Origin of the sequence: Magnetococcus sp. PR-3 (assembly GCF_036689865.1) — a bacterium.
GTDB lineage: Bacteria > Pseudomonadota > Magnetococcia > Magnetococcales > Magnetococcaceae > Magnetococcus.
The window spans coordinates 19,562-44,192 of sequence record NZ_JBAHUQ010000040.1 but is presented as its reverse complement, the minus strand read 5'-3'; the positions used below and the strand labels follow the sequence as shown (position 1 = coordinate 44,192).

Sequence of the window (24,631 nt, the reverse complement as noted above, 5' to 3'; positions counted from 1 at the left end):
CCTGCAGACCCAAGCATGAGCCGTTCGAACCGCTCTAAGCAGCGAGCCCAGCCTGCCCAATGAGATCGCGCTCATCCAGCCTGCTGCTCCCCTAAACTCCGCACAAAATCTGTGACCAGATCCTGATTCATGGCTTTACCCATCTTGCGCAGTTTTGCCAAGGCACGATAGGGGGTCATGGCATCCCGTTCTGGCCCCCCGGTTGTAAATTGATCAAAGTGCTCTATCAATCCCAAAATTTGGGAAAGTGGGTGGATATCATCCCCCTGGAGTTGATTGGGAAAACCGGTACCATCCAACAACTCGTGGTGTTCATGGATAATACGGATCACCTGATCTTCCAGCTCAGTACTTAACGCACAGAACTGAATACCCTCTTTCACATGACTTGGGGAGGATTCATACCAAGCAGGATCACTGCTCACCTGTGTGGTGCTCTGGTCCATAGAGATGAAGCGTTTACCGATGTCATGCAGCAGCCCGGCGACCCCAAGCTGCTGTACCTCTTGAGGGGATAGCTTACGCATCATCCCCAACCCCATGGCCAGGATACTGACATTGACCGAGTGACTGAGCATATGGAAATCTTCTGTCTCACCACTCATTAACATACTGTAGTAGCGATCTGGATTATCCACCAATACAGGCATTAACTCATCAACAGCCTGCTTGGCCATCGTACGGGCCTGCTCTGCAGTTTGCTGTTGATAAATACCATGCATGGCCAGTTTTAGATTTTCCCGAATAAGTGTCCCACCAGCTTCATTTAGCGGGGTATAGCTTGCCTTTTGACCCAACTGTTCTTTCAAGTATTGCTGAAAAGCGGGCATATCTTCCCGGCGGATATACAGACGGCTTTTTTTATCGCAATGCTTAGGTTCAATAGCAGCACTGAGTTCTGGTTGGTTTGGACCAACCACAGGAATTGGCCGAACACCTTGCAATTGAAAAATTATAAACTCTGGGCAACTACCGGCCACCAAAGGGCCTTTATTAATAGGGATAAAGTGATCAAACAGATATTGTGAGAATTTGTTGAGTCCAGCTTTTTGTGACTGCCCAGCTTGGGACAGGTGCACAAAATTGGCATAGTCCTGCTCATGGATATAGAGATGTTCAACCCCACTCTCCCGCAACCGATCAGCCACCTCTTGGGTCATCGCCAGGTTCTGTTCTCGAAAAAGAACATATTGTTTTTGGCGAAGAACCATGAGATCGAAATCATAGATCTTCTCTAAAGGCAGTTCGGATGTAGGTATGGGGATATGAAAGGACATGCGAAATCTCCATAAGGTTATTTTAGTACTTAAACCTTATGGGTGGCATCCTGCAAAAGAAAGTTTCGTCTTGTGAGAATGGGTCGACAACGATGGGTGCTCTGCACACAGACCCTCTTTTTTTGTAAGATCAGCGGATCCACTTTTTTGGCGTTACACCATCAAAGGTATAGCCAAAAAAATCGAGATCAGGCTTGGAGTATGCTTCAACCATTTCTCGAGTTTCGTCATCATAATACTGTTGGTAAGCGTCATGCTTGGATGTGTTGAGCTTGGGCAGGGATGCAGAGATACCTATTTAATTTTGAACATAGCTGAAGTCTTCCACAAGATTTTCAAAATAACCTACAAAATTGACCTGTTGCTTATCTTCATTATCAAAAAAAGAATCTTTCTGGTACACATACCGGCTGCTTTGGAAGTCCGGGTGCTCCAGCAGCTGTTGGATATACGCTTTGAAGGTAGGAATAGCCTTCACCACTTCATGGGAACGCATATCCGCACACGCTTGCGAAAAGTGGTACAAGGAGACATGACGATCAAAGGGGTTACGTACAAAACCGAATGAAAAATAATCATGCCAGACAGAGGGCGGAATATGACACTGTAAATCTGGAGCCTTGATCATTCGTGTATAAAAACGATGTCGCCAACTAGGTAGAATTTTGCGGTTATCCAGGCCCGTCCGCAACCGACGATAAAAACTTGTACTCTGCAGATGCCCATAGGGGGCTAACACCCGCTCCATGGATGTGCCTGCTGTTTTATAATTATGTATGAAAATAAACTTCTTTTGGGTGGAAAGGATCACTCTACCACTCTTTCACGGCTTAATTTCCGGTGGACTTTTTTAAACTCTGATGACAGCACGGTTGAGGATCAGGTGACCTCTACGTCTCACCCCAATATTTACGTTCCCAAAGCCATGAGCCTGTAAAGGCTGTGATATCAAACAACGGAGCAGCGGGATCTAATGGTTAGTCTTGACGTCCTGTACGCTTGCGTGATTCCGCCCAGGGTAAGGGTGCTGCAAGAAAATGACCCCAACGCTCAGGCAGCTGCCCCCTTAAGGTTTCAAACTCATGCGCACGCCACCCCAAAGCGGCACCGGCATAACCATGGGCTTCTGGATCCTCAATATCCTTAAGCACATCCTCCAGCAACCCCGGCAGTACCGCGACATCATTCATAATGCCCAAGAGATCTTGAACCTTTTTGAGCTCTCCAATAAAAGCTTCACAGCGTTTTTCAGGGAAAAGTGGTCGAAAAAACTCAGTCGCATAACGCAATTTCTTACCATCAATACGCAGTTGATGCAGCTCTTCAGAAGGCAGGCGGTCAATCTCTTCCCCATCTCCCATTACCCGGGCCATATGTTTTTCTAGAACTTTACCTGCGAACTTTAAAATTGGCTTATCCAGACGCTCCAACTTAGCGGGCTCTTTCATCATCTTGCGCCAGGTTTTCTCTTTAAGCCAGGCATCCAGTTGGCTTTTAAAACGACGATAACGCTCGCTATCCAGGGTTTCACGAACCTGATCATAAGCCTGCTCTTGATAGGCCTTGGCATGAAGGGTCAACCGCTCTTCACCCTGGGGCATGGGGATCAAACCATGCATCTGCTGCAAACCTTCATCCAAAAACACATCCACATCCCGAGCGGGTCCCATGGAGCCTGCGACCCAACGCATTTCGTTCCCCAACTCACGGGTTACTTCACGGGGTATCGCCCGCCTGAATACTGTCAAAGCACTTCGCATACGACGAAACCCAACCCGCACCTGGTGCACACCTTCAATATCATGACCATCGTGAGCCAAAGGCTCCCAGGCCAGAATATAATCAAAATTGTGCCGGATAATGGTGCCAAAGGCCTGTTCAACCGTATGAGTGGCTTCTACAGGAGAACGTTTGGTGATCTGGGGGCGTTCCATTGTGTTCAAACCTCATCAACGTCAAGGAGCGGTCCCCATGCAGGACCGGGAATGGCCTATCCTACACAAAGCACTCGGTCACATCCAAGGCGCATATGTGGGATCTTTTCATTTTACCAGGATGTTTCATTCTCTTTGCGCTTCTGCCCTGCAATCATAAAGGGCTTTATGATAGAGTTTACAGGCTGTCGGTCTGGTTATGAGAGTCACTTCCAAAGCTCTGTTTTAAAATCCTCTTCGATACAGACTTTTGGAACTCACTCTCCCCATACAGCAATGGTGCATGGTGTGCCCAATAGGCCCATGTATTCGGTTATCGGCGAAACTGTCGTCTTAGGTAGAAAGAAGGTCCGCATGGACAGTACTACCGAGCTCTTCTTTTTTTCCCCTCAAGAGCTGGAACTGACCTTACGATTTTTATTTCAGTTTGGATTGTTGATCTCTTCGGCCTTTTTTTCCGGTTCTGAGACAGCCCTCTTCTCTTTAAGTCGGCTTGATCTGCAAAAACTACGCAATATGCGCGACCCCCACTCTGACAGTATTCATGAGATGCTTGATGAGCCTCGCCGATTGATCATCTCAATCTTGTGTGGCAACGAACTGGTTAACATTGCTTCAGCTGCAAACATGGCCGCCATACTGTTAATCATTTTTGGCAGCGGTGAAGATGTCGGCCTGCTCAACGTACTGGTGATGGTACCGATGCTGCTGCTGATTGGTGAGGTCACCCCTAAGACCTTTGCAGTGACTTTTCCCATCAAGTTTTCTTCACGTATCTCAGCGAAGCTCCTGCCAAAATGGATTCTCTTCATCAGCCCTCTACGAGAAGGTATCCGGTTGGTTGCAGACCGCATTACCACGCTGGTGGTGGGTGAAGCCATGGAGCAGGAGAACATTCTACAGAAGGATGAGTTCCGCACCCTGGTAGAAGAGGGAGCCGATCACGGTGCGTTGGATGCCTCTGAGCGGGTCTTGATTGATAATATGTTGGAAGCCTCAGAAACCGAGATTATCCATATCATGACCCCCCGTACCCGTCTGCATTTTCTAAATGCCGATGACCCCATGATCAAAGTACTCAAGCGGTTTCGCAAATATCGCCACCCTCGTGTTCCGGTGATTCGGGGTCATGCCGATAATATTCTTGGCATGTTGCACTCTGAGGATGTCCTACGCTTAACCAAAAGCCAACGGGATATTGAAGAGATTAAGGTGGAGGAGCTACTTCGCCCAGCCCACTATGTTCCCCCCACCAAAACCGTGGATGAGATGTTTGACTATTTTCAGGTACACAATACCCGTGCCGCCATTATTCTTGGGGAATATGGTGGTGTGACCGGTATTGTCACCATGAAAGATGTTCTTACCTTTATTTTTGGTGAGATCTCCGGTGCCGGCCAAAGCAAGGCGTTTTATAAAGAGCAGGATGATAATGTCTATACCATCCCTGGCGATATGCGTCTTATAGATTTTGAAGATCTTACCGCCTTTGGTATTGATGACTCTATGATGACCACCATTGGTGGGGTTGCCTTCCGCCTGTTTGACCGACTGCCCAAAGCAGGGGACTCCCTCATCAATGAAGGGCTTCGCTTTACCATTATAGATATGGATGGGTTACGTATTAAAACCCTGCGTGTAGGTAAAAGCAGTGTGGACAGTGGCTTGCCGGATGAACAGGAAGCCCCGCATCCATTAGAGGCCCCCAGCACCGCAGAAGTGGTGGAGAGTGGCCATGCGCCCACCGATCATGAAGGATCAGACCCCGAGCACCTTCCCCCACCACCTGATGATGAAGAGCTGGAAAAAAAAGAGGATCCAGAACCCCAGGAAGTCCGAAAAAAAGCGAAAAAAAATAAAAACAAAAAACGTAAGCTGGCAGCCCTAGCCAAAGAGAAGCGTCTGGAGCGACAAGATCGGCAGATTCATCCTGATGCGGACACGGAGGGCTGACCATGGAGACCATCGGACAACTACTTATTATCGCTTTTTTCCTGGTACTTAAGGGTTTTTTCTCTGGCAGTGAAATTGCCATGGTCAACTGCGATAAATTGAAAATGCGTCACCGTGCCAAGCTGGGAGATCGTGGTGCTCAGATGGTGGTACAAATGTTCGAAAACCCAGATATTATTCTGGGGACGACACTGGTGGGTACCAACATTGCCACCGTGAGCATTTCCACCATGGCGGCGTTGATGTTTATTGATCTATACGGTGGTCAGGGTGACTTAATCTCTGTTTTAGTCTTCACCCCTTTTCTGCTTATTTTGGGGGAAATTGTCCCTAAAAGTATCTACCAGCAAAAAGCCGATTCCATCGCCCCCTATATTATCTATGGGCTGAAATTTTTCTCGGTTCTGTTCTATCCGGTCATCTTTGTCTTTAGCCGTATCGCCCGTACAACCACCCGTTTGGTGGGGGGTAGCAGTCAGCAAAATGGATTTATTACCCGCGATGAGATCCGTATGCTGCTGGAGATGAGTGATGCCACCCCCACAGGTCGCCGGTTTGACCGTGACCGGGTTCGTCGCATTATCCGTTTTGCCGATACCACGGTTGGGGAGGCGATGATCCCCCTTGCTGATGTGGTAGGAGTTTCGGAAAAAGCATCTTTGGAAGAGGCCGTAGAGCGGATTTGGAGTCAGGGTTTTAACCGACTGCCGGTCTACCGGGGTAATCTGATTAACATTGTTGGTGTGTGTACCGTCAACAGCTGGTCTTTAATGGACCCTGAGCTGGACAATAAACAGCTGAGTGACTACACCGACCCCCCACTCTATCTCTCCCCCAATCAAACCATTGATCAGGCGCTCCCCCTGCTCCAGGCTCGTCCATCGGACCATATGGGTATTGTTGTGGATGAATTTGGCTCTGCAGCAGGCATCCTGACCATGGAGGATATTTTTGAGGAGGTTGTGGGTGAAATCGATGTTGGCTATGACTTTGATGAGTACCACCCCAAACGCCGGGTCATGTTTCAAGAATTGGGGGAAGATGATTTTGTTGCGGATGGACGTATTCCACTCTCCCAGCTCAATGATAAATTGCATATTCACCTACCAGTTGGTGAAGCCCACACCCTGGCTGGCTTAATGATGCAGCGGTTAAAGGCCATTCCTAAACCAGATGATGAAGTGTTTGAGCAGGACTATCATTTTACGGTGTTAGAGGCCAATGATCGCACCGTAACCAAGGTACGTATTGCTCGTGCTTGAGCCAAACAGATTGAACACAACGTATATAAGGCGGGCTTTTGATTATAATTGAGTCCAATATTTTATTTGGCCAAGAGATCATTTTATACGCCTAAAAAAAATTTCCACCCTGCGCGCAAAAGGGTGCGTTTCACCCTAAATCCCGCTAACATATTTCACCGGTGGCGGGATATTATTTCTTGCATACCTCATGGAAACACGGCATCACTTATCGCAAGTTATGCAGGTTCCCTTTAGGTTCGTAGCCCAAGCATACTTTCCCGCGCTGTTCTTTTAAGGGTACATACGCCACCCGCTGATAGGTTGCTGGCTGTATTCAGCCTTCCACCATATTTCAAAAAAATGGCCGGCCTTTAGGCTTCCACCCTTCAGGTTTTGGCATCCGGAGAGTTGTAACTATGAGCAAACCTTCCCTGGATCTGGTTAAATCCATTGTCGGTGCTGGTCTCTTTTCTGAAGAGCATGAACAGAGCAGCAGTGAACGGGCTAGCCCCCCATTGGTCGCGGTTTCCCGCACCTTGGGCGCCAACGGCACGGTCATTGCCCAAAAGTTGGCTGAAAAGCTGGGTGTGCCTTACTATGATCAGGATCTTATCGATCGCGTCTTGAAAGAGGCTGATCAAGACAAGGTACTGATGCAGCGCATTGATGAACGTGCCACCAATTTTATGGATGACTTCATCTACGCCATCTTCAGCGATAAACAAAACCCCAAGGATGCCTACTTCCAGGCTTTGGTCAAAGTGTTGATCAATATCAGCCGTAATGGTGGGGTGGTTGTGGGTCGTGGTTCTCATATGCTGCTACCAGAAGAGCGGACTTTCCGTTTACGTTTTGAGTGTGGCCGCAGCAAAGCCATTCAGCGCATCGCCAGCCGTGAGAGCATCTCGGAAGCAGAAGCCGAAAAACGTATTGAAAGCACCAATGCGCAACGCACCAAGTTTATCGCTAAAATGCCCAACCGTTTTCCAGCTTTGGAAAGCGAGTTTGATCTGATCCTACACACCGATCATTTTCAACAGGATAATGCGACGGTGGATGCCATCATCGGCATGATGAATGCCGGTGGATATTCCACACGGATGCCGAACTAAAGGCGACGTACAGCCACAACCATAAAAGGGCGCTATCTGGGACAGATTGCGCCCTTTTTTCTTCTGCCAATTGAGCAGATTGTTCCTCTGTGCACCCGAGCCTATACCACAATTTTATTGAGCGTCTATTATGTTTGAAGATCTACCCACACGTCGGGCATCTCGCCACGATCCCATGGTGCTATTAAGTACAGAGGATCACCGCACCATCCCTTTTGAGGCGACGCAGCCTCACGAAGTTTGGGCAGCCTTAAACCCACAAGATCACCAGGATCTTCAAGCGCTCTGCCACACCTTTCATCAGATGTTATTCGCCCTACCCCAAGGGCTTTTAACCGGCGTAGCGGCAAAACATTATTACCACCGTTACCAACAACAACCCTACATTAAAGAAACCGACTGGATGGCCGATCACTCCGGTGGGGCACTATCCAAAACTCAAATGGCCCTTGCCCAGCGCGCCTACGTGGTTGCCCATGCACCCGGAGCCGCCTGTAGTACATCCGTTGTTTGGGACCAGACCGCTCAACAAAATATCTGCATGCGCTCTCTGGATTGGGCAGGTGCGCGGCAGCTAGGCCAAGCCACACGCCTCTATCAATTTGTTGACCGGCACGGTACAAACCGGTTTCAGGCGGTGGGTAACATAGGCATGGTCGGACTGCTAACGGCCATTAAACCCGGTCTGTGCGCAGCCATTAACTATGCGCCCTGGACGGTATGGGGCATTGAGCAAGGGCTAGACCCCTTACTGCTCCTTAGGCAACTGTTCGAAGATCCTAACGTGGTGGATTATCATTCCGCCCTGGACACATTACTGGCATGGCCGGTTAGTTCTCCCGTTTATGTCACTTTGTGTGGTGTGGAAAAAGATCAGGCTTGCGTGGTGGAGTTTGGTCTAAAAGGTATGAGGCACGTACGGCAAAGCCAAGCGGGGCTACTGGTCCAGACCAATCATTTTGACCCGGAGACCAGCCCTTTTGTTGATAAAAATATAGATATGCCCCCGCACCCTGTCTTTAAAGATCTTTTAAAAATGCGCCAACGGCCTATTGAGGATTGGTATGCCAGCGACCTGCTACCCAGTTCAGCCAAACGACGCCAACTGTTGGAGCAAGGTTTGCGGCCTTTCAATGGGGACGCTCAACAACTTCGGGAAAAGCTGGCCTCACTCTATGCAACCCCACCTGTATGGAACTACGAAACCGCCTATCACGCCCTAATGATTCCTGAAAATGGTACCCTGCAAGTTCATGCACGACGGGCCAACCCCACCCTTTAACAAAAAACCGGCCTAAGCCGGTTTTTATTGCATAATCTCATGCATCTTTTAGAAAGCAGGTGAAACAGGGCTGGCTGCTGGGGGTGCGCTGGGCTGTGCAGGCGTAGCAGGTGTGGATGGCGGTTTCTCCTTACCCATTACTTTTCCGCCCAACTCTTTAGATTTCTGCCACCCCTTGGCACCGTACGCCTTGGATTTCTCAAGGCCCTTGGCACCGTATTCCTTAGATTTCTGCCACCCCTTGGCACCATATTCCTTAGATTTCTCAAGACCCTTGGCACCGTATTCCTTAGATTTCTGCCACCCCTTGGCGCCGTACGCCTTGGATTTTTCAAGACCCTTGGCACCATACGCCTTGGACTTCTCAAGACCCTTCTTACCGGCTTCTTTGGTTGCGTCCCACCCTTGTTTAAGTTTCTCTTTCCATCCCATTTCCTGCCCAGCTACAGGTTCTTCTGCCAGAACAGGGGCTGCTATCGTAAGAGCCAAAAGCATCATCAACATCTGTATACGGCGCATGTCGCTTCCTTCAATGCGGGAGATCATCAATACGTTCTAGCCATTTTGTGGCGCTTTTACCGATATGGTTACCCAACCCACATAAATCAAGAGATGGAAAAAACTTTAATGGGGGTGACGGATTAATTCATAAACTTTATGCACAGCATCCGTTGCCAGAGCATGCGCTTTTACCGGCTCCACATAGCTTATATGAACCCCACAAGCCTCCCCATAAAGAAGAGAGATCTCAGGATCAACCCCCATAAAGTTCTGCTCAGACACCCCCTGCTCTCTCTCTTCTGTCGTCATTAAACAGATGGGTGCTTTGGTCACATGTTGAAGATGCTTTGCATAGCGAAGACGTAAATCTGGCGGCAACGCCGTGAGTGATGCCCGGTCATAAACCCAATCAACCTTGCCTAACCGTCGGGAGCTTAATTTAAAGAAATCCCCACACAACACGGTAATGCGCCCGACTTGCCACTGCGTAAAAGCCCCAAAAGCTCGCCGTGTGGGCCGCAGTCCATTCTCTTTAAAAAAGGCTGCCACAGCGATGGGACTTAACTCAACCCCCAACACCTCATAACCCTGTTGGGCTAACCAGATCATATCCAAACTTTTGCCACAAAGCGGTACAAAAAGCCGCTTGCCCCTAAGTAGTTTTATACCTGGCCAAAAACGCATGAGTAGAGGGTTGATACGAGATTGGTGAAAATCATCAATATGATTCTCCTTCCAAGCTTGTAGCCACAGTGCATTATCCGGACACCCCATGGTTGACCTCACATGAGATCACTAGGCATACGAGCTCTTCATAGGAGAAAAACAATGCGTCATAACAGCAGCACACAAGTCTGCCAACGAAGCGGGGGAGCATAAGCTACTTCCGATTAAAATGTGCCAATGGGGTATGCACAGGGCAACGGGCACAAACTTCATCAGAAGCGACATGCAGGTCGACGAGAGGAACGCATAGCGTCTCATAAGAACATGCAGCGCGACACTACACCGTTCAAACGATCACCCAAAGCCTAACATGATTTAGATCAAGATAACCATGATGATGCCAATAACGCACAAAAAAACAGGATGTATCGACACATACATCCTGCTCATTCTCCTCAACCAGCACCTAAATTCAGGTAAAGAGCGCTGCAATACTCTGCTGAATACCCTCAGCAGCTTTGGCGGGTTCTTCCGCATCTCGGATGGGGCGACCAACCACAATATGGTCGGCACCAAAATTAAAGGCCTGCTCCACAGTGACAACCCGTTTTTGATCATCACTGGGGCGGTTTTCCACCGGACGAATACCAGGGGTGATCACCAACAGTTTATGGGCTAACTCGGCACGCATTTTAGCGGCTTCCAGACCGGATGAGATCACCCCATCACAGCCATGCTGCAAAGCCCGTTTGGCACGGGAGACCACCAGATCCTCAACATCACACTGAAAACCAAGATCATCCAGATCACCCCGATCCAAACTGGTCAAGGAGGTCACCCCCAAAATTTTCATATCCCCTTTGGCCGATGCTGCAGCTTGGAGAATACCATCATTTCCATGAACCGTCAGATAGTGGATGCCCCGACCAGCCAACTGCCGCGTCGCACGCTCCACCGTCTTGGGAATATCAAACAGCTTTAGATCAGCAAAGACCTTTTTATCCCGCTTGAGCATCCAATCCACCAGCTCAAAATAGTTGCCGGAGAGAAACAGCTCCAGCCCCAATTTATAGACTGTAACCGAATCCCCCAGCTTATCAGCTAATGCTTTGGCGGTATCGGCATCCGGCACATCCATCGCAAACATCAAGCGATCTCGGGGGTCAATATTTTTAGCAGCGGAGATAGGGCGATCTGACATAGATAGTACCTTCTGGTATAGAGACGAAAAAGGCGTCACTAGGGACGCCTTTTCCTGATCAAACCGAATGGCTTATTCGGCGGCCTCTTCGGCCTCTTCCTCTTCAGCCTCTTCGACTTCAAAACCTTCCACTTCACGACCTAAAAAATTCCACATAATACGGTTTACGCCGAACTTACCTTCGTTGCGCTTTAAACCTTCTTCCAGGGTCATGGGCTCTAGAGCGTAGTGTAAGGGCTCATCTTCTTCAATTTGGTCTTCGAGGATATAGATCTCCATCTCATCTTCGGACCAATCTTCCATCAGGAATTTTTTTGGCTCGTCCATTTTTGTTAGAACGGGCTCCATGTTACCAAATTCAATGGAAACCTTGGTGCCGGGCTTAAGATCGTTGATTACGATGATATCTTCATCCATTGTTTCATCCTCGTTTGGCGGGGATCTACCCCAGTGGCGCTACCCCAGGGGTCTCTTTGAGCCTGAACCAACGTCCTGAATATGTTTTCAGGTTACGGTCGGATCGCTCGATTTATATACACATATTATCTGCTCTGTCACACCCACTTTAACGGTCAAGTCAAAGCAGCTGGTGTCACACGGGGCCAGCCCATAACCGGCTTCACCCTATACGCACAGCCTTTTTCAGGCTCTTATTTATCTTAAGCTTAAACCCACATCAGACAAACCATACCCAGAGGTCCAAGGGCAATACCTGATCAATTTAAAGATCGGGCAGATTTCTACCAACTCCGTTCAATGGTCGCCTAAGGGCGCACAGCCAAGGTCTCTTTACGGGTGCAGGGCCTAGGCACAAAACCCGAAACCGCGCAGAAGACAAAGGGCTGCTGGTTAATCTTAACTGGTTGCTTATTTAAAGCCTAAAATATCGCGCATGTCATACAGGCCCGGCTTTTGATCCACAACCCATTTGGCCGCTCTCACAGCCCCCTTGGCAAAGGTCATACGACTACTGGCACGGTGGGTTAGCTCTAAACGTTCCCCATCCGTGGCAAACATGGCGGTATGATCCCCAACGATATCCCCCGCCCGAATGGTGGAGAACGCAATGGTCTTATCATCACGAGCGCCAGTCTGACCTTCACGGCCATAAATCGCGACCTCATCCAAATTACGGTCAACAGCCGCTGCAATGGCCTCACCAAGCCCCAAGGCAGTACCTGAAGGGGCATCGACCTTATGACGGTGATGCGCTTCAACAATCTCAATGTCGTAGTCATCACCAATAATAGAGGCGACCTCAGCGGCAATTTTAAACAGAAGATTCACCCCAACCGCATAGTTCGGTGCAAACACCACAGGGATCTCTTTGGCGGCTTGAACAATCTGCTCCCGCTCAGCGTTTGAAAAACCTGTTGTACCAATCACAATGGGGGTTTGATACGCCAAGGCCTGCTTTAAATGGGCTAACGTGGCATCCACAACAGAGAAATCAATCACCACATCCGCATCGCGAAAGGTGACCTCACCATCGCCACCAACCAAAACCCCCAGCTTCCCCATACCGGCCAGTTCACCAGCATCAGAACCAATCAAAGCATGGGCTGGATAATCACTGGCCGTACCCAACGCACAACCCGCAGCCCCATGCGTCGCCTCAACCAACATACGCCCCATGCGCCCGCAAGCTCCGGTAACACCCACTTTGATCGTCATGACACCCACCCTCAGTTTGCAAACAAACACACCGCCCCAGAAGGGCGGTGTGGAAAATTTTCATTCCACCCTCCTAACACGGAAAGCGGAAGTATTCTATCTGATTTTCAGCTTAATTGCCGCCTAGAAACTCTTTGACCTTGTCAAAAAAGCCCACAGACTCCGGCTGGCTATTCGGATCACCACACCGTTCAAACTCTTCAAGCAACTCTTTCTGCTTGCCAGAGAGCTTAACCGGTGTCTCAACCCGAACCTCAACAACCAGATCACCCAACATACCTGGACGGTTCAGATGCGGCAGACCCTTACTACGAAGCACCAAACGCTTACCGGTTTGGCTACCTGCTGGTAAAGTAATACGTGCTTTACCACTGAGCGTAGGCACCTCTAACTTGGCCCCAAGTGCCGCCTGAGGGAAGGTAATGGGCACCACACACAACAGGTCAGCCCCATAGCGCTCAAAAATAGAGTGTTCTTCTACATCTGTGATGATGTAAAGATCACCTGCTGGGCCACCATGCATACCTGCGCCGCCCTCACCAGAGAGACGAATGCGGGTACCGGTATCCACCCCAGGGGGAATTTTAACCGTTAGGGTTTTCTCTTTTTTCTGGCGCCCGGCACCACCACAATCGGGGCATGGGTCTGAGATGATCTGCCCTTTACCATGGCAGACGTGACAGGCACGCTGTACCGCAAAAAAACCTTGCTGTGTGCGAATTTGCCCGGCACCACCACAGGTGGTACAGGTGGTTGGCTTGCTCCCGGATCGGGCACCAGTACCCCGACAGGTCTCACAAGCTGACATGGAGGGGATCCGTACCCGCTTCTCTACACCCCTGGCGACCTCTTCGAGACTTATACGCAGATCATAGCGGTAATCCTCACCTTGGCGAGCACCACTCCGACCACCCCCACGACCTTGACGACCACCCCCAAAAATATCTCCGAAAAACTCTTCAAAAATATCGCCAAAACCAGCCCCACCCTGACCGCTGAAGCCCCCAGGACCACCCTGACCCAAGCCCGCATGACCATATTGATCATAGATGGTACGCTTTTGCGAATCCTTCAACACTTCATACGCAGCATTGACCTCCTTGAACTGCGCCTCCGCGGCATCATCACCAGGGTTGCGATCTGGATGCAGCTTCATCGCCAGCTTGCGATAGGCCGACTTAATTTCAGCATCGCTGGCATCTTTGGCCACACCGAGAATTTCGTAGAGATCCTTGGACATAACTGGTCCTAACTTCCGTCTAATTACCTAGAGTACCCCGATGGGGCAACGGCGGAGAGCAACAAATGCACTCTCCGCCGTTATTCCATACCCCTATTTTAATAGGGGCTTATCCATACTGCACAATGACTTACTTCTTCTCGTCATTGACCTCTTCAAACTCAGCCTCAACCACATCTTCTGCGCTCTTAGCACCGCTATCCGCAGGACCACCTGCAGCCGCACCAGGATCCATACCCGCAGCTTGAGCCGCCGCCGCAGGATCCATACCCGCCGCAGCAGCCGCCGCAGCAGCTGCCTCAGGATCTTCCTTATAGATCTGCTCACCCATCTTCATGGAGAGATCCATCAGGGCTTGAGTCTTGGTATTGATGGCTTCCAGATCATCGCCATCCTTCACACCTTTAAGATCGGCAATGGCGGCAGAGATTTGCTCTTTCAACGCATCATCAAGCTTATCACCATGCTCGGTGAGCGACTTCTCACTGGAGTAGGCCAGAGAATCTGCATTGTTACGGGCTTCAATCAAAGCACGCTTCTGAGCATCTTCTTCTGCGTGAGATTCTGCCTCATTGACCATGCGATCAATCTCATCGGAGCTCAGACCACCCGAAGCTTCAATGTGGATAGACTGCTCTTTACCGGTGCCTTTATCTTTAGCTGACACATGCACCATGCCGTTGGCATCGATATCAAACGTCACTTCAATTTGGGGCATACCACGGGGGGCGGGTGCGATACCAACCAGATCAAACTGACCCAGATTTTTGTTATCGGGGAACATCTCACGCTCACCCTGGGCCACACGAATGGTCACCGCAGACTGGTTATCTGCCGCGGTTGAGAACACCTGAGACTTCTTGGTAGGTACCGTGGTGTTTTTCTCAATCAGCTTGGTGAACACACCACCGAGGGTCTCAATACCCAGGGAGAGAGGGGTGACATCCAGCAACAGAACGTCTTGCACGTCACCTTTGAGCACACCACCTTGGATGGCGGCACCCACAGCAACAACCTCATCAGGGTTCACACCCTTATGGGCCTCTTTACCGAAGAACTGACCGACAACCGACTGCACCTGAGGCATACGGGTCATACCACCAACCAGGATCACTTCGTCAATGTCTGAAGCGCTCATCCCGGCATCTTTCAATGCTGTACCACAAGGGGTCAGGGTGCGCTGAACCAGATCATCAACCAAAGACTCCAGCTTGGCGCGGGAGAGGCCCAGGTTCAAGTGCTTAGGACCTGAAGCATCGGCGGTGATAAAGGGCAGGTTGATATCGGTCTGGGTGCTGCTGGAAAGCTCAATCTTAGCCTTTTCAGCGGCCTCTTTCAGACGCTGAAGGGCCATAGAATCTTTACGCAGATCGATGGTGTTCTCTTTAAGGAACTCCTCAGCCAGATAATCAATAATGGCCATATCGAAGTCTTCACCACCCAGGAAGGTATCCCCGTTTGTGGCCTTTACTTCAAACACCCCATCACCGATCTCTAGAATGGAGATATCAAAGGTACCACCACCAAGATCGTAAACCGCAATGGTTTGACCATCTTTTTTATCCAGGCCATAGGCCAGGGCTGCTGCAGTTGGCTCGTTGATGATACGCAGCACTTCTAGACCAGCGATACGACCGGCATCTTTCGTCGCCTGACGCTGAGCATCGTTGAAGTAAGCAGGCACGGTGATCACCGCTTCACTCACATCTTCACCCAGGTAGTCTTCAGCGGTCTGCTTCATCTTCTGCAGAATCATCGCTGAGCTCTCTGAGGGGCTCATTTTCTTACCTTCAGCCTCAACCCAAGCATCGCCATTGTCAGCTTTAACAATTTTAAAGGGTACCAGCTGCTGATCCTTAGCGGTCAAAGGATCATCAAAGCGACGTCCGATCAAGCGCTTCATGGCATAAAGGGTATTGGTGGGGTTGGTGACTGCCTGACGCTTAGCAGCCTGACCGACCAGACGCTCACCCTGATTGGTAAAAGCCACCATGGAAGGTGTTGTACGCACCCCTTCACTGTTTTCAATCACACGGGGCTCACCACCCTCCATGACCGAGACGCAGGAGTTTGTGGTACCCAAGTCGATGCCAACCACTTTACCCATTTTCTTGTCCTCTTGACTATACGATCACAGCCCAGTTTGGGCCTGTAAGATTAACTATAAAAAGCCTTATGCGGCTTATGCTTTTGTTCTGCTGCCCCACATATGGGGTTGGGGTTCTCTTTTTGCAACCCCCTACCCTAAAGAAAATCAGGGGGCCTTGGCGACACCAACCATGCTGGGACGCAGCAAACGCTCATTGAGGGTATACCCTGCTTGCATCTCCTGAACCACGGTATCGGGCTCGGCCTCTTCATCTGGCACTTGCATAACAGCTTGGTGCAGATTAGGGTCAAAAGGCTGCCCCACGGCCTCAATACGCTTAACACCATGCTTCTCTAGGGTTTTGGTCAGTTCACCCTGAACCATCTTCACCCCTTCAACAATGGCCTTAACCTGATCATTCTCACTCTCTTGGTCCATATGGCTCATGGCACGTTCCATGTTATCAGCCACACCCAGAAGATCTTTGGCAAAGCCTTCGACAGCAAATTTCCGGGCCTGATCCATATCCCGTGAACTGCGTTTACGCAGGTTGTCCATATCTGCCACAGTACGCATGAAGTTTTTTTGGTTCTCTTCCGCTTTATCCAGGGCTGCTTGCAACTGGTCATCAAGCGAAGGCTCGGCATTTTCGCCCTCTTCAGGCAGCTCACAGGCTTCGGTCTCTTCGGTTACCACTTCCCCTTCAACGGCCTGACTCTCTTCTTCGGTCGCCTCGGCTTCCATATCGGGGTTTTTCTCTTGCTGTTCTGCTTCACTCATGGCACCGGGTCTCCTCAAAAAAAACAAGCGCCGCCCAGTATCTGGCAGCGTAGGGATCATTTGGACTGCCCCCTATGTAAGGAGCCTTGGCATAGATTGCAAGTGGGCGAGGAAAAAAAGATCAAAAAAATCGGAAAAAAGCTTAAGAGCACGGCATCCGCTGGCCCCCATGGATACCGCCCCACGACCACCCGCTTCGACGGGCTTCTGGCCTGGATGTTGCAATATTACCCTGCAGGTGAACAAGAGAACCGGGCCGTTTGAACCATCCCTTACTTAATTAAAGATGATTCCTCCTATGAGTAACTATATCGAACCTGACATGCTGGATACTCTTGAGTTACCAGAGAACTCGTTTCAGGATCAAAAAACCGCGCTACTAAGCATTGTGCTTCCTGCATACAATGAAGAGAGAAATATTGCCCGTGTTTACCATAAGCTGAAAGAGATCTTGGCTACTATCCCCATCAAACATGAAATTATCTTTGTCGATGATGGTTCGATGGACCAGACCAGTAAAGAGGTTGAGAAGCTCTGTGAACAGGACGACCAGGTTATTCTGATTAAGCTGACCCGTAATTTTGGTCATCAATCAGCCCTGCTGGCGGGCATGAGCAACAGCCAAGGGGATGCGATTATCACCCTGGACTGCGATCTACAACACCCGCCCCAGATGATTGAACAGATGGTGGATTTATGGGAAAGAGGCACATTTATTGTTCAAATGCGCCGCAAGAATGATACCGACACACGGGCGGTCAAAAGCCTTCTGTCGCGGAGTTTTTACCGCCTCATTAACAGCATATCGAACGTTCACCTTGTTGAGAATGCCGCTGATTTTCAGCTTCTTGACCGACAAGCCGTCAGCCACATTCTACAGGTTGCCGGGCAGGAACCTTTTATTCGTGGGTTAATCAGCTGGTTAGGCTTTCCCACCATTGTGCTCGACTATCAGGCGGAATCCCGTTATGCCGAGCAACCAGCCTATACCTTTAAAAAGAATTTACACATGGCTTGGCACGCTGTGCTACAGCTTTCATCCAAGCCGCTCAATATTGGCCTGTTTGCAGGTATCATACTGTTTTTCCTGAGTATAGCTTATATTATTTATGCCATTATAAACCATTACCAAGGGGAAACACTACCAGGCTGGACCTCCCTGGTTACCCTGGTTCTGGTGGTTGGCTCTATGCAGATGCTCATGACAGGAGTGATGGGAAACTACATTCGCCTGATTTATGAATCTTCCCGAAAAATGCCTACCTTTGTGCATTTTCAACCCTATCGAAAAATCCAGAAAAAAAATGCGGTTCCGCAACAGACATCGGATGCCACGTCGTTGGAGAAACAAGGAAAAACCTAATGCGCTACTGGATTGTGCATGCTGATGATCTCGGACTACAGCACTGCTTTAATGCAGGGATTCTGCATGGTTATCAACACGGCCTGATCCGCTCTACTTCGATCCGCACCAATGGCCTAGCCTGGGATCAAGCGGTGGAAGAGGTTCTACCTCAATGCCCTGATATGGGGGTTGGGGTACATCTGTGTTTGAATGAAGGTAAAGCCACCGCTAAGCCCACCTTGCTACCCACACTTTGTCTGCCAGACGGCCTGTTCCGCCATCGCCAAATGATGGGGTTTATCCGCTTAGCTTTAATGCCCCCCTCCAAGCGATTAAAACAAGAAGTAGAGTGTGAGTTTAGAGCACAAATTGAACAAGTGCTGCACCAGACAGCCGCCGATCACCTAAATGGGCACCAACATATCCATATGATCCCCTGGATATTCGAGATCACCACCAAGCTGGCACAAGAGTATAAGATCCCTTATGTCCGCTGGAGCCATGATCCCTTTGTTTGGCAAAGCTTGGCTGTGGCGCGTATCAACCCTCTGGTTTGGGCCCACTGGCTGAACATGAATCGCTGGTTTAAGCGGACCAAACGCATGGCTGACCAACATGGGGTCAAAACCAATGATGTGTTCCATGGGCTGTTTCATTCATCCAGCATGACCATGCCTGTGGTCGAGCGACTGGTACAGGCTGCGCCTAGCTCGGCTGTGATCGAACTGCTACTACACCCGACCATTGCCCACCACCAGGATACAACATGGGTCGACCCCTCACTCCCGGCCTACTGCAACCACACCATGCGTCAACAGGAGCTGGAGACGGTCTGTAACCCCACCCTTGCACCGCTTTTAAATAATGAACACAACCAAACCACCAACTTTAGACAGCTGGCCAGCCAGCACGGATTATTATGAAGCCATCATCCGAATCTAAACCCACAACCCTGCAGCACTTTGATACCCAGTCAGAAAAATATGACCAACTGTTAGGTCGCTGGCCCATTTCGCAATTTAAAGCCAACGAACGTAAAGTGGTGTTGGACCTTCTGGGCTCTGTCGCTGATCAGCGGTTTTTAGACGTGGGGTGTGGTCATGGGTTTTATCTGCGCTCGGTTCTGCCTGAGCAACCCCTTTGCGCCACGGGGGTCGACCTTTCCCCCTCAATGGTCGCAGCCTTACCAGATACTGTTGAGGGCATTGTTGGCGACGGGGCATCATTTACAGTTTCACAGAGCTATGGTCGTATCGTCTGTGCTGGCCTTTTGGAGTTTGTCGATCAACCGGTAGAGGTTTTAAAGAACATTCGACGTTTCGCAACCGAAGAGACCGTCTTAGTGCTGCTCAATCCCCGACCCGGTTTTTGGGGCACGCTCTATACGCTATACCACCGTAGCCATGGGGTCTCTATCCACCTCTTCACCCCAGAAACGGTTAAGCAACAGGCCGCTAGTGCGGGTTGGACACTCACGAACGTCAAAAAAAGTTGGCCACTCGCCACCGCCTATCAACTTATTCCAACGGTTGGGCCCTAACATGCACACACAGGATCGGCGCTCTCTACTTGCACTGTATGGTCTTTGGAGCTTGCTGTTCAGTACCGCCATGGGTGTGCTCTTTCTCACCCCACGTCTGATGATCCTACCCACAGAGCTCGCCCCTGTTGCCCGTATTTGGGTACTGTTTGGTGCGGTTGCCCTGTCACCACTGTGGATACCCGAAACTTGGCAACGCTCCTGGCGCTTACCCCTGGCGGTGCTGGGTATCGCACTCATTCCTTTATTGGCATTGATCACCGGGCCCATACTTTTTTATTTTTTTTGCGGGCTGTTTTTTTTAGGTGTGGTTCAGCTGTTTCGCTACCTACCTCTGCGCCCTTCCTCTAAATGGTGGGTTTTACTCGCAGTTTTACTGCTCATGCCCCATTTTTGGCATCAACTTCTGGCCATACCTTATACCAATCCCTTTTCACTGGAGTTTGCGCTACTGGGGTCACAACCATGGGGTAATGAAGTCTGGATGAGCCCAGATACGCTGCACCATGCCAGTATCATTCACATGACCAAACAGAGTGGTTTAGCCTCTATTGGTGCCGATGGCATTAAGCTCCTTGATTATCATATTGGTGCCCATTACTGGCTGGCGGCCCTGGCCACGCTAAGTGGTGGAAAACTTATGCTTAGCCACGCTTTACTTCACTGGCTTTTTTCCATTCCTCTACTCTTTTTTATGGTTTTTCTAGCTCGGATAGCCCTGGCCACACGACACGACACCATCCAACCTTTAAAGGAAGCTGCCGTATTGCTTATCCTGGTTTTGATGGTCGATATGCTGGGAAAAAGCAGTTACTACATCAGTGAGAGTATGCTGATGTCTCTGATCGTGGCGGTGGCATCCCTTCCCTTTATGTTAAGGATGATTAAAGATCCGTCATCTGATCCAACAGGTAAGCACCTGATCTATAGCCTTTTTATCATACTGGGAATTGTGCTTTGTGCATTAAAAATCAGCACGGGCATGTTGTGGTTTACGTCGGGGGGTCTGCTGTTACTGGTAACACGTCGTTTAACCAAGGTGGAACTCATTTTTGGGCTGCTCACATTGCTGGCCCTTTGGATGAGCTACCACTTCTTTGTTGAAAAAGGGTATATGGTCCAAAGTGGTAGTGACAGCATTCACTTGGGCTGGGCACCACTCACCCGTTTTTTAGCCAAACCCAAATATATGATCGCAGCACTCTTGATCCCAACCCTCTTTATCGGGCTCTATATGGTTCGGCACTTAGGGCATAAGTGGGGTCTATGGCATAGCCAGAACGAAAAACACTCTAGTGCTGCCTTTTTGCTTCTTTTGCTACTCTTTGCTTACCTACCCATTCTCTTAGGGTTAATGGTCAACAACGCTGAGCTATGGTTCATCTATGTTCCCCAATGGATGGCACTACCTTTATTACTCAACGAAATTCAACAGTGGCAAACGCAAGAGCAGACAGAGCCCTCACCCAAATGGAAACCCTGGCTCCCTGTTTTACTGCTTCTACCCGTTGCTCTTTTTACTGTAAAAATTGCCATTCACCACTGGCAACCCATTAAGATCAAAGATCGTTTATCCCTGTTGGTTGAAGCACTGAACCGTGGTGTAGATAAATGGCAACCGGAACATGAACCCACCTTTAAACCGCATTCGCGCCTTGAGTTAAACCCACAGTTTGCTGAAAAGCTCCATAACAGCCCCATTGTGAAGCTTAACCAACACGTTGAGCTAGCGATGCAGCATGCGTCTAACGATACGCCACACGCGATCTACATTCCCCCCAGCAATACGGCTTTTTGGACAGACAGCTATGCCATTTGTTGGAGCATTACCCATACGGTACCCGCGGTTACAGGCCTACCGATGCTTTTAGGTTTTCCCCCCAAGGCGCAGCACTGTGAGATGTATCCCGGTTATGGCTTTCCTTCCTATGGTGAGGGCGCATGGAGTCGAGAACTCACCATGGAACAACTCTGTAAACATGCCCAGTCCAAGGGGATTGACCGTGTGTTACGGGTGGAACAGCTAGAGAGACCCTCCAGTTGGATTGATTGCACGGGCGCAAGCTAACAGCCCATCTCCAACGGATATCGGCACAAAGATCGTTGAGATATATAAGAGAGAGGCCAGGAGAGTGGACTGCGGAAAAAAAGCGGCTTTAGCCGTGGGGCACGGTCAACTGGCACATCTCTGTTCTGTAATTGAGCAGATTAGAGATCCCAGCCTGTCATATAGGTTGGAAGCAGGCTTGTATGCCAGCAGATCGTTTAGCGCTGCAAAACCGGTCTTATACAATATCTTGAGCGGTTGGAGAAAGGCCGTCATCAACCCGATCTGGGTTATAGGTACTTTTGAACGGGCTTAAAAGAACGACGGTGATGAGGGGTAACACCGTGTTGAGCCAAGGCTTCTAGATGTGCTTTGGTCGGGTAGCCCTGACTTTTGGCCCAACCATAGTGGGGATACTGTGCATCCAACACCGCCATGATACGATCCCGCGTGACCTTGGCAAGAATGGAAGCGGCCCCAATAGAGAGCGACTTAGCATCCCCTTTAACCACAGCTTCACCCGGCACCATAAGAGTTTTAGGTAGGCGGTTGCCATCAATCAAGGCAAAGTCGACCCGTACCTTGGTTTGTAGATCTTCCACGGCACGGCACATAGCCAACATGCTGGCATGCAGAATATTCAGTGCATCAATCTCTTCAACCGTCGCTTGACCAATACCAAAATCCGCCTGTGCTTGAATAAGCTCAAACAGGGCGTCTCGCTTTTTAGCGGATAATTTTTTGGAATCGTTCAGCCCAGCAGGAAGCTGCTCTGGATTAAGAATGACGGCTGCGGCCACCACAGGACCACTCAGGGGCCCACGCCCGGCCTCATCCACACCACAGATATGGTGTAAGGCTGGGTTTGAACGCAACAAGGCGCACTCCAGTTCCAAGTTGGGACCAGGGTGCGCCTTGTCGGATATGCTCGCTACGTTTCCCAAAGGAAGCGCTACTACCAGTCACGCTTCTCTTTAATGCGGCTGGCCTTACCGGTACGGCCACGCAGATAGTAGAGTTTAGCACGACGGACGTCACCACGACGGATGACTTCGATCTGGTCCACACGGGGAGAGTAGAGAGGGAAAGTCCGCTCTACGCCTTCACCGAAGGAGATTTTACGCACCGTAAAGGTGGAACGCAGACCGGCGTTCATACGACTGATGCAAACCCCTTCAAAAACCTGGATACGCTCACGGTTGCCTTCAACAACCTTCACGTGGACCTTCAGGGTGTCGCCAGCGCCAAACTTGGGAGCTGGGGTCTCAGGAGTCATGCTCTGTTCAAAAGCCTGCAGTTCATTCATCGTTTTATTCCTCGTATACACACCGCCACCGACTTATCCCAAGGGGGTTAGCGGCGCTTACGCAAACACCTTGATGGTGTCCTAATCAATCGTCAGGTTCCATAGCGTCTAGATCTTCAGCCAAAGCTTGGATCAGACGTTTTTCTGCCCGGCTTAGCGGGGCATTGCCCAGCAGATCCGGCCTGCGTATTAACGTGCGCAAAAGCGCTTGTCGTCTACGCCATCCTTCAATGGCACCATGGTTGCCCGAGAGCAGGACATCCGGTGCTTTATGAACAGTTGTCTCGTCCTGATCCCCATCTTGCCACTGGGCTGGACGGGTATAGTGGGGATGATCCAGCAGACCGGTTTGAAACGAGTCGGCTTCGGCACTTCCCTGATCCCCCAACACACCGGGAATCATCCGTGCGGTGGCATCTACCACCATCATGGCGGGCAGCTCACCCCCCGTCAGGACAAAATCACCCATGGAAAACTCTTCATCCACATAGGTGTCGATAAAACGCTCATCCACCCCTTCATAACGGCCACAGATCAAAACCAGATGGTTATGCTGGGCCAGTCGCTGGGCATCCGCCTGATTAAAGGGGCTACCTTGGGGTGTCATATAGACCACATGGGCCTTTTTTCCCTGCACCGTATCGGTCAGTGCGCGGGCTAAGATATCTGGTTTTAACACCATACCAGGACCACCGCCAAAGGGGCTGTCATCCACGGTTTGGTTACGGTTGGTGGCATAGTCCCGTATCTGTACCAGATTCAGGTCCAACCGACCGCTTTTCTGCCCACGCCCAAGTATAGAAGCTTCAAGGGGGGCAAACATTTCAGGAAAAAGTGTAAGTATGGAGAAGCGTATGGCTTGATCTGCCGCGCTGGGATCCATCCCTACATGCCTTCCATGAGCTCAACCTTGATCAGTTTATGATCCAGATCGACCTCAACAACCACCTCCTCAATGTAAGGAAGTAGTTTTTCCCCTTCGGCACCGCCGCGCACCACCAGTACATCGTTGGCTCCGGTTTCCATGATGTCATGAACCGTGCCTAGTTCTGTACCATCCCGTTCCACCACACGACACCCCATCAGATCGGCCCATAGGCCATCTACACCGGGCTCATCGACCCATTCGGGCAACTGATCGCGTGGAATTTGGATTTCAGCACCATAAAGGGCCTGGACAGCTTCGCGAGAGAGAACCCCCTCCAACTTGGCGATCACACCTTTACTGTGCTGGCGGCCGGAGATTAACTTCATCTCCTTACGGCTACCCTGCTTAGGGGCAAACAACCACCAGACCGGGTACTCAAAAATATCTTCAGGCATGTCGGTTAGAGAGCGTATACGCATCTCACCCCGCACACCAAAAGCGCCCATTACATGACCTATGGTCACCCAACGGATCTCTTCTTTATCGGTCATGGTGGCTTTCCACCTTGCGGC

General features: G+C 50.1%; 23 protein-coding genes. 8 read left to right on the top strand and 15 right to left on the bottom strand.

Going from position 1 to position 24,631, the window contains the following annotated elements:
* Window positions 1–71: 71 nt before the first annotated feature.
* The 3 genes from V5T57_RS18405 to V5T57_RS18395 form a co-directional block, all read right to left on the bottom strand.
* Complete coding sequence (locus tag V5T57_RS18405) at window positions 72–1,277, bottom strand: HD-GYP domain-containing protein (RefSeq protein ID WP_332892725.1); 1,206 nt, start codon at window positions 1,275–1,277, stop codon at window positions 72–74.
* Window positions 1,278–1,575: 298 nt separating this feature from the next.
* Entirely contained in the window at window positions 1,576–2,088 is a 513-nt protein-coding gene (locus tag V5T57_RS18400; RefSeq protein ID WP_332892724.1) for a sulfotransferase family 2 domain-containing protein, read from the bottom strand.
* Between the two features lie 166 nt (window positions 2,089–2,254).
* Window positions 2,255–3,211 carry a CHAD domain-containing protein gene (locus V5T57_RS18395; protein ID WP_332892723.1) on the bottom strand — a complete coding sequence of 319 codons (957 nt, stop codon included), beginning with the start codon at window positions 3,209–3,211 and terminating at the stop codon, window positions 2,255–2,257.
* A 354-nt stretch (window positions 3,212–3,565) separates the two neighbouring features.
* Between V5T57_RS18395 and V5T57_RS18390 the strand changes: the two genes are divergently transcribed.
* From V5T57_RS18390 to V5T57_RS18375, 4 genes are all read left to right on the top strand, one after another.
* On the top strand, window positions 3,566–5,164 hold the full coding sequence (locus V5T57_RS18390) for a hemolysin family protein (RefSeq protein WP_332892722.1): 1,599 nt from the start codon (window positions 3,566–3,568) through the stop codon (window positions 5,162–5,164).
* A 2-nt stretch (window positions 5,165–5,166) separates the two neighbouring features.
* Window positions 5,167–6,426, top strand: coding sequence for a hemolysin family protein (locus tag V5T57_RS18385; RefSeq protein WP_332892721.1), 1,260 nt, complete (start codon window positions 5,167–5,169; stop codon window positions 6,424–6,426).
* 398 nt (window positions 6,427–6,824) lie between these two features.
* On the top strand, window positions 6,825–7,520 hold the full coding sequence (locus tag V5T57_RS18380) for a cytidylate kinase-like family protein (protein WP_332892720.1): 696 nt from the start codon (window positions 6,825–6,827) through the stop codon (window positions 7,518–7,520).
* A gap of 130 nt (window positions 7,521–7,650) precedes the next feature.
* Entirely contained in the window at window positions 7,651–8,802 is a 1,152-nt protein-coding gene (locus V5T57_RS18375; RefSeq protein ID WP_332892719.1) for a C45 family peptidase, read from the top strand.
* Between the two features lie 48 nt (window positions 8,803–8,850).
* On the opposite strand, the gene V5T57_RS18370 is transcribed toward V5T57_RS18375, so the two are convergent.
* The 8 genes from V5T57_RS18370 to grpE all read right to left on the bottom strand — a co-directional run bounded on the left by V5T57_RS18370 (window position 8,851) and on the right by grpE (window position 16,953).
* Window positions 8,851–9,321, bottom strand: a complete 471-nt coding sequence (locus V5T57_RS18370; RefSeq protein WP_332892718.1) for a hypothetical protein — start codon at window positions 9,319–9,321, stop codon at window positions 8,851–8,853.
* Between the two features lie 105 nt (window positions 9,322–9,426).
* Window positions 9,427–10,077, bottom strand: a complete 651-nt coding sequence (locus V5T57_RS18365; protein ID WP_332892717.1) for a thiopurine S-methyltransferase — start codon at window positions 10,075–10,077, stop codon at window positions 9,427–9,429.
* A gap of 364 nt (window positions 10,078–10,441) precedes the next feature.
* A complete protein-coding gene (gene pyrF, locus V5T57_RS18360; protein WP_332892716.1) occupies window positions 10,442–11,170 on the bottom strand; it encodes an orotidine-5'-phosphate decarboxylase in 729 nt (242 codons plus the stop codon).
* Between the two features lie 72 nt (window positions 11,171–11,242).
* Window positions 11,243–11,587 (bottom strand): hypothetical protein, encoded by a 345-nt coding sequence (locus V5T57_RS18355; protein WP_332892715.1) that lies wholly within the window; start codon window positions 11,585–11,587, stop codon window positions 11,243–11,245.
* A gap of 450 nt (window positions 11,588–12,037) precedes the next feature.
* Complete coding sequence (gene dapB / locus V5T57_RS18350) at window positions 12,038–12,844, bottom strand: 4-hydroxy-tetrahydrodipicolinate reductase (RefSeq protein ID WP_332892714.1); 807 nt, start codon at window positions 12,842–12,844, stop codon at window positions 12,038–12,040.
* Between the two features lie 112 nt (window positions 12,845–12,956).
* The gene (gene dnaJ, locus V5T57_RS18345) at window positions 12,957–14,084 is read right to left on the bottom strand and encodes a molecular chaperone DnaJ (RefSeq protein ID WP_332892713.1); all 1,128 of its coding nucleotides are present in this window, start codon (window positions 14,082–14,084) and stop codon (window positions 12,957–12,959) included.
* Window positions 14,085–14,214: 130 nt separating this feature from the next.
* Window positions 14,215–16,191, bottom strand: coding sequence for a molecular chaperone DnaK (dnaK, locus tag V5T57_RS18340; RefSeq protein ID WP_332892712.1), 1,977 nt, complete (start codon window positions 16,189–16,191; stop codon window positions 14,215–14,217).
* Window positions 16,192–16,338: 147 nt separating this feature from the next.
* Entirely contained in the window at window positions 16,339–16,953 is a 615-nt protein-coding gene (gene grpE / locus V5T57_RS18335) for a nucleotide exchange factor GrpE (protein WP_332892711.1), read from the bottom strand.
* Between the two features lie 298 nt (window positions 16,954–17,251).
* Between grpE and V5T57_RS18330 the strand changes: the two genes are divergently transcribed.
* Genes V5T57_RS18330 through V5T57_RS18315 form a run of 4 tightly spaced genes read left to right on the top strand, consistent with a single transcriptional unit; the run spans window position 17,252 to window position 21,906 of the window.
* Window positions 17,252–18,316: a glycosyltransferase family 2 protein gene (locus V5T57_RS18330; RefSeq protein ID WP_332892710.1), complete on the top strand. Its 1,065-nt coding sequence runs from the start codon at window positions 17,252–17,254 to the stop codon at window positions 18,314–18,316.
* A complete protein-coding gene (locus V5T57_RS18325; protein WP_332892709.1) occupies window positions 18,316–19,221 on the top strand; it encodes a carbohydrate deacetylase in 906 nt (301 codons plus the stop codon). Before V5T57_RS18330 ends, V5T57_RS18325 begins: the two co-directional genes overlap by 1 nt.
* Complete coding sequence (locus V5T57_RS18320) at window positions 19,218–19,838, top strand: class I SAM-dependent methyltransferase (RefSeq protein WP_332892708.1); 621 nt, start codon at window positions 19,218–19,220, stop codon at window positions 19,836–19,838. Before V5T57_RS18325 ends, V5T57_RS18320 begins: the two co-directional genes overlap by 4 nt.
* Window position 19,839: 1 nt before the next feature.
* Window positions 19,840–21,906 (top strand): hypothetical protein, encoded by a 2,067-nt coding sequence (locus tag V5T57_RS18315; RefSeq protein ID WP_332892707.1) that lies wholly within the window; start codon window positions 19,840–19,842, stop codon window positions 21,904–21,906.
* 269 nt (window positions 21,907–22,175) lie between these two features.
* Here the strand turns inward: V5T57_RS18315 and rnhB are convergent, their stop codons facing one another.
* From rnhB to rimM, 4 genes are all read right to left on the bottom strand, one after another.
* Entirely contained in the window at window positions 22,176–22,763 is a 588-nt protein-coding gene (gene rnhB, locus V5T57_RS18310) for a ribonuclease HII (protein ID WP_332892706.1), read from the bottom strand.
* A 77-nt stretch (window positions 22,764–22,840) separates the two neighbouring features.
* Window positions 22,841–23,191, bottom strand: a complete 351-nt coding sequence (gene rplS / locus V5T57_RS18305; RefSeq protein WP_332892705.1) for a 50S ribosomal protein L19 — start codon at window positions 23,189–23,191, stop codon at window positions 22,841–22,843.
* Window positions 23,192–23,276: 85 nt separating this feature from the next.
* On the bottom strand, window positions 23,277–24,047 hold the full coding sequence (gene trmD / locus V5T57_RS18300; RefSeq protein ID WP_442918239.1) for a tRNA (guanosine(37)-N1)-methyltransferase TrmD: 771 nt from the start codon (window positions 24,045–24,047) through the stop codon (window positions 23,277–23,279).
* A gap of 29 nt (window positions 24,048–24,076) precedes the next feature.
* Complete coding sequence (gene rimM / locus V5T57_RS18295) at window positions 24,077–24,610, bottom strand: ribosome maturation factor RimM (protein ID WP_332892703.1); 534 nt, start codon at window positions 24,608–24,610, stop codon at window positions 24,077–24,079.
* Window positions 24,611–24,631 lie beyond the last annotated feature (21 nt).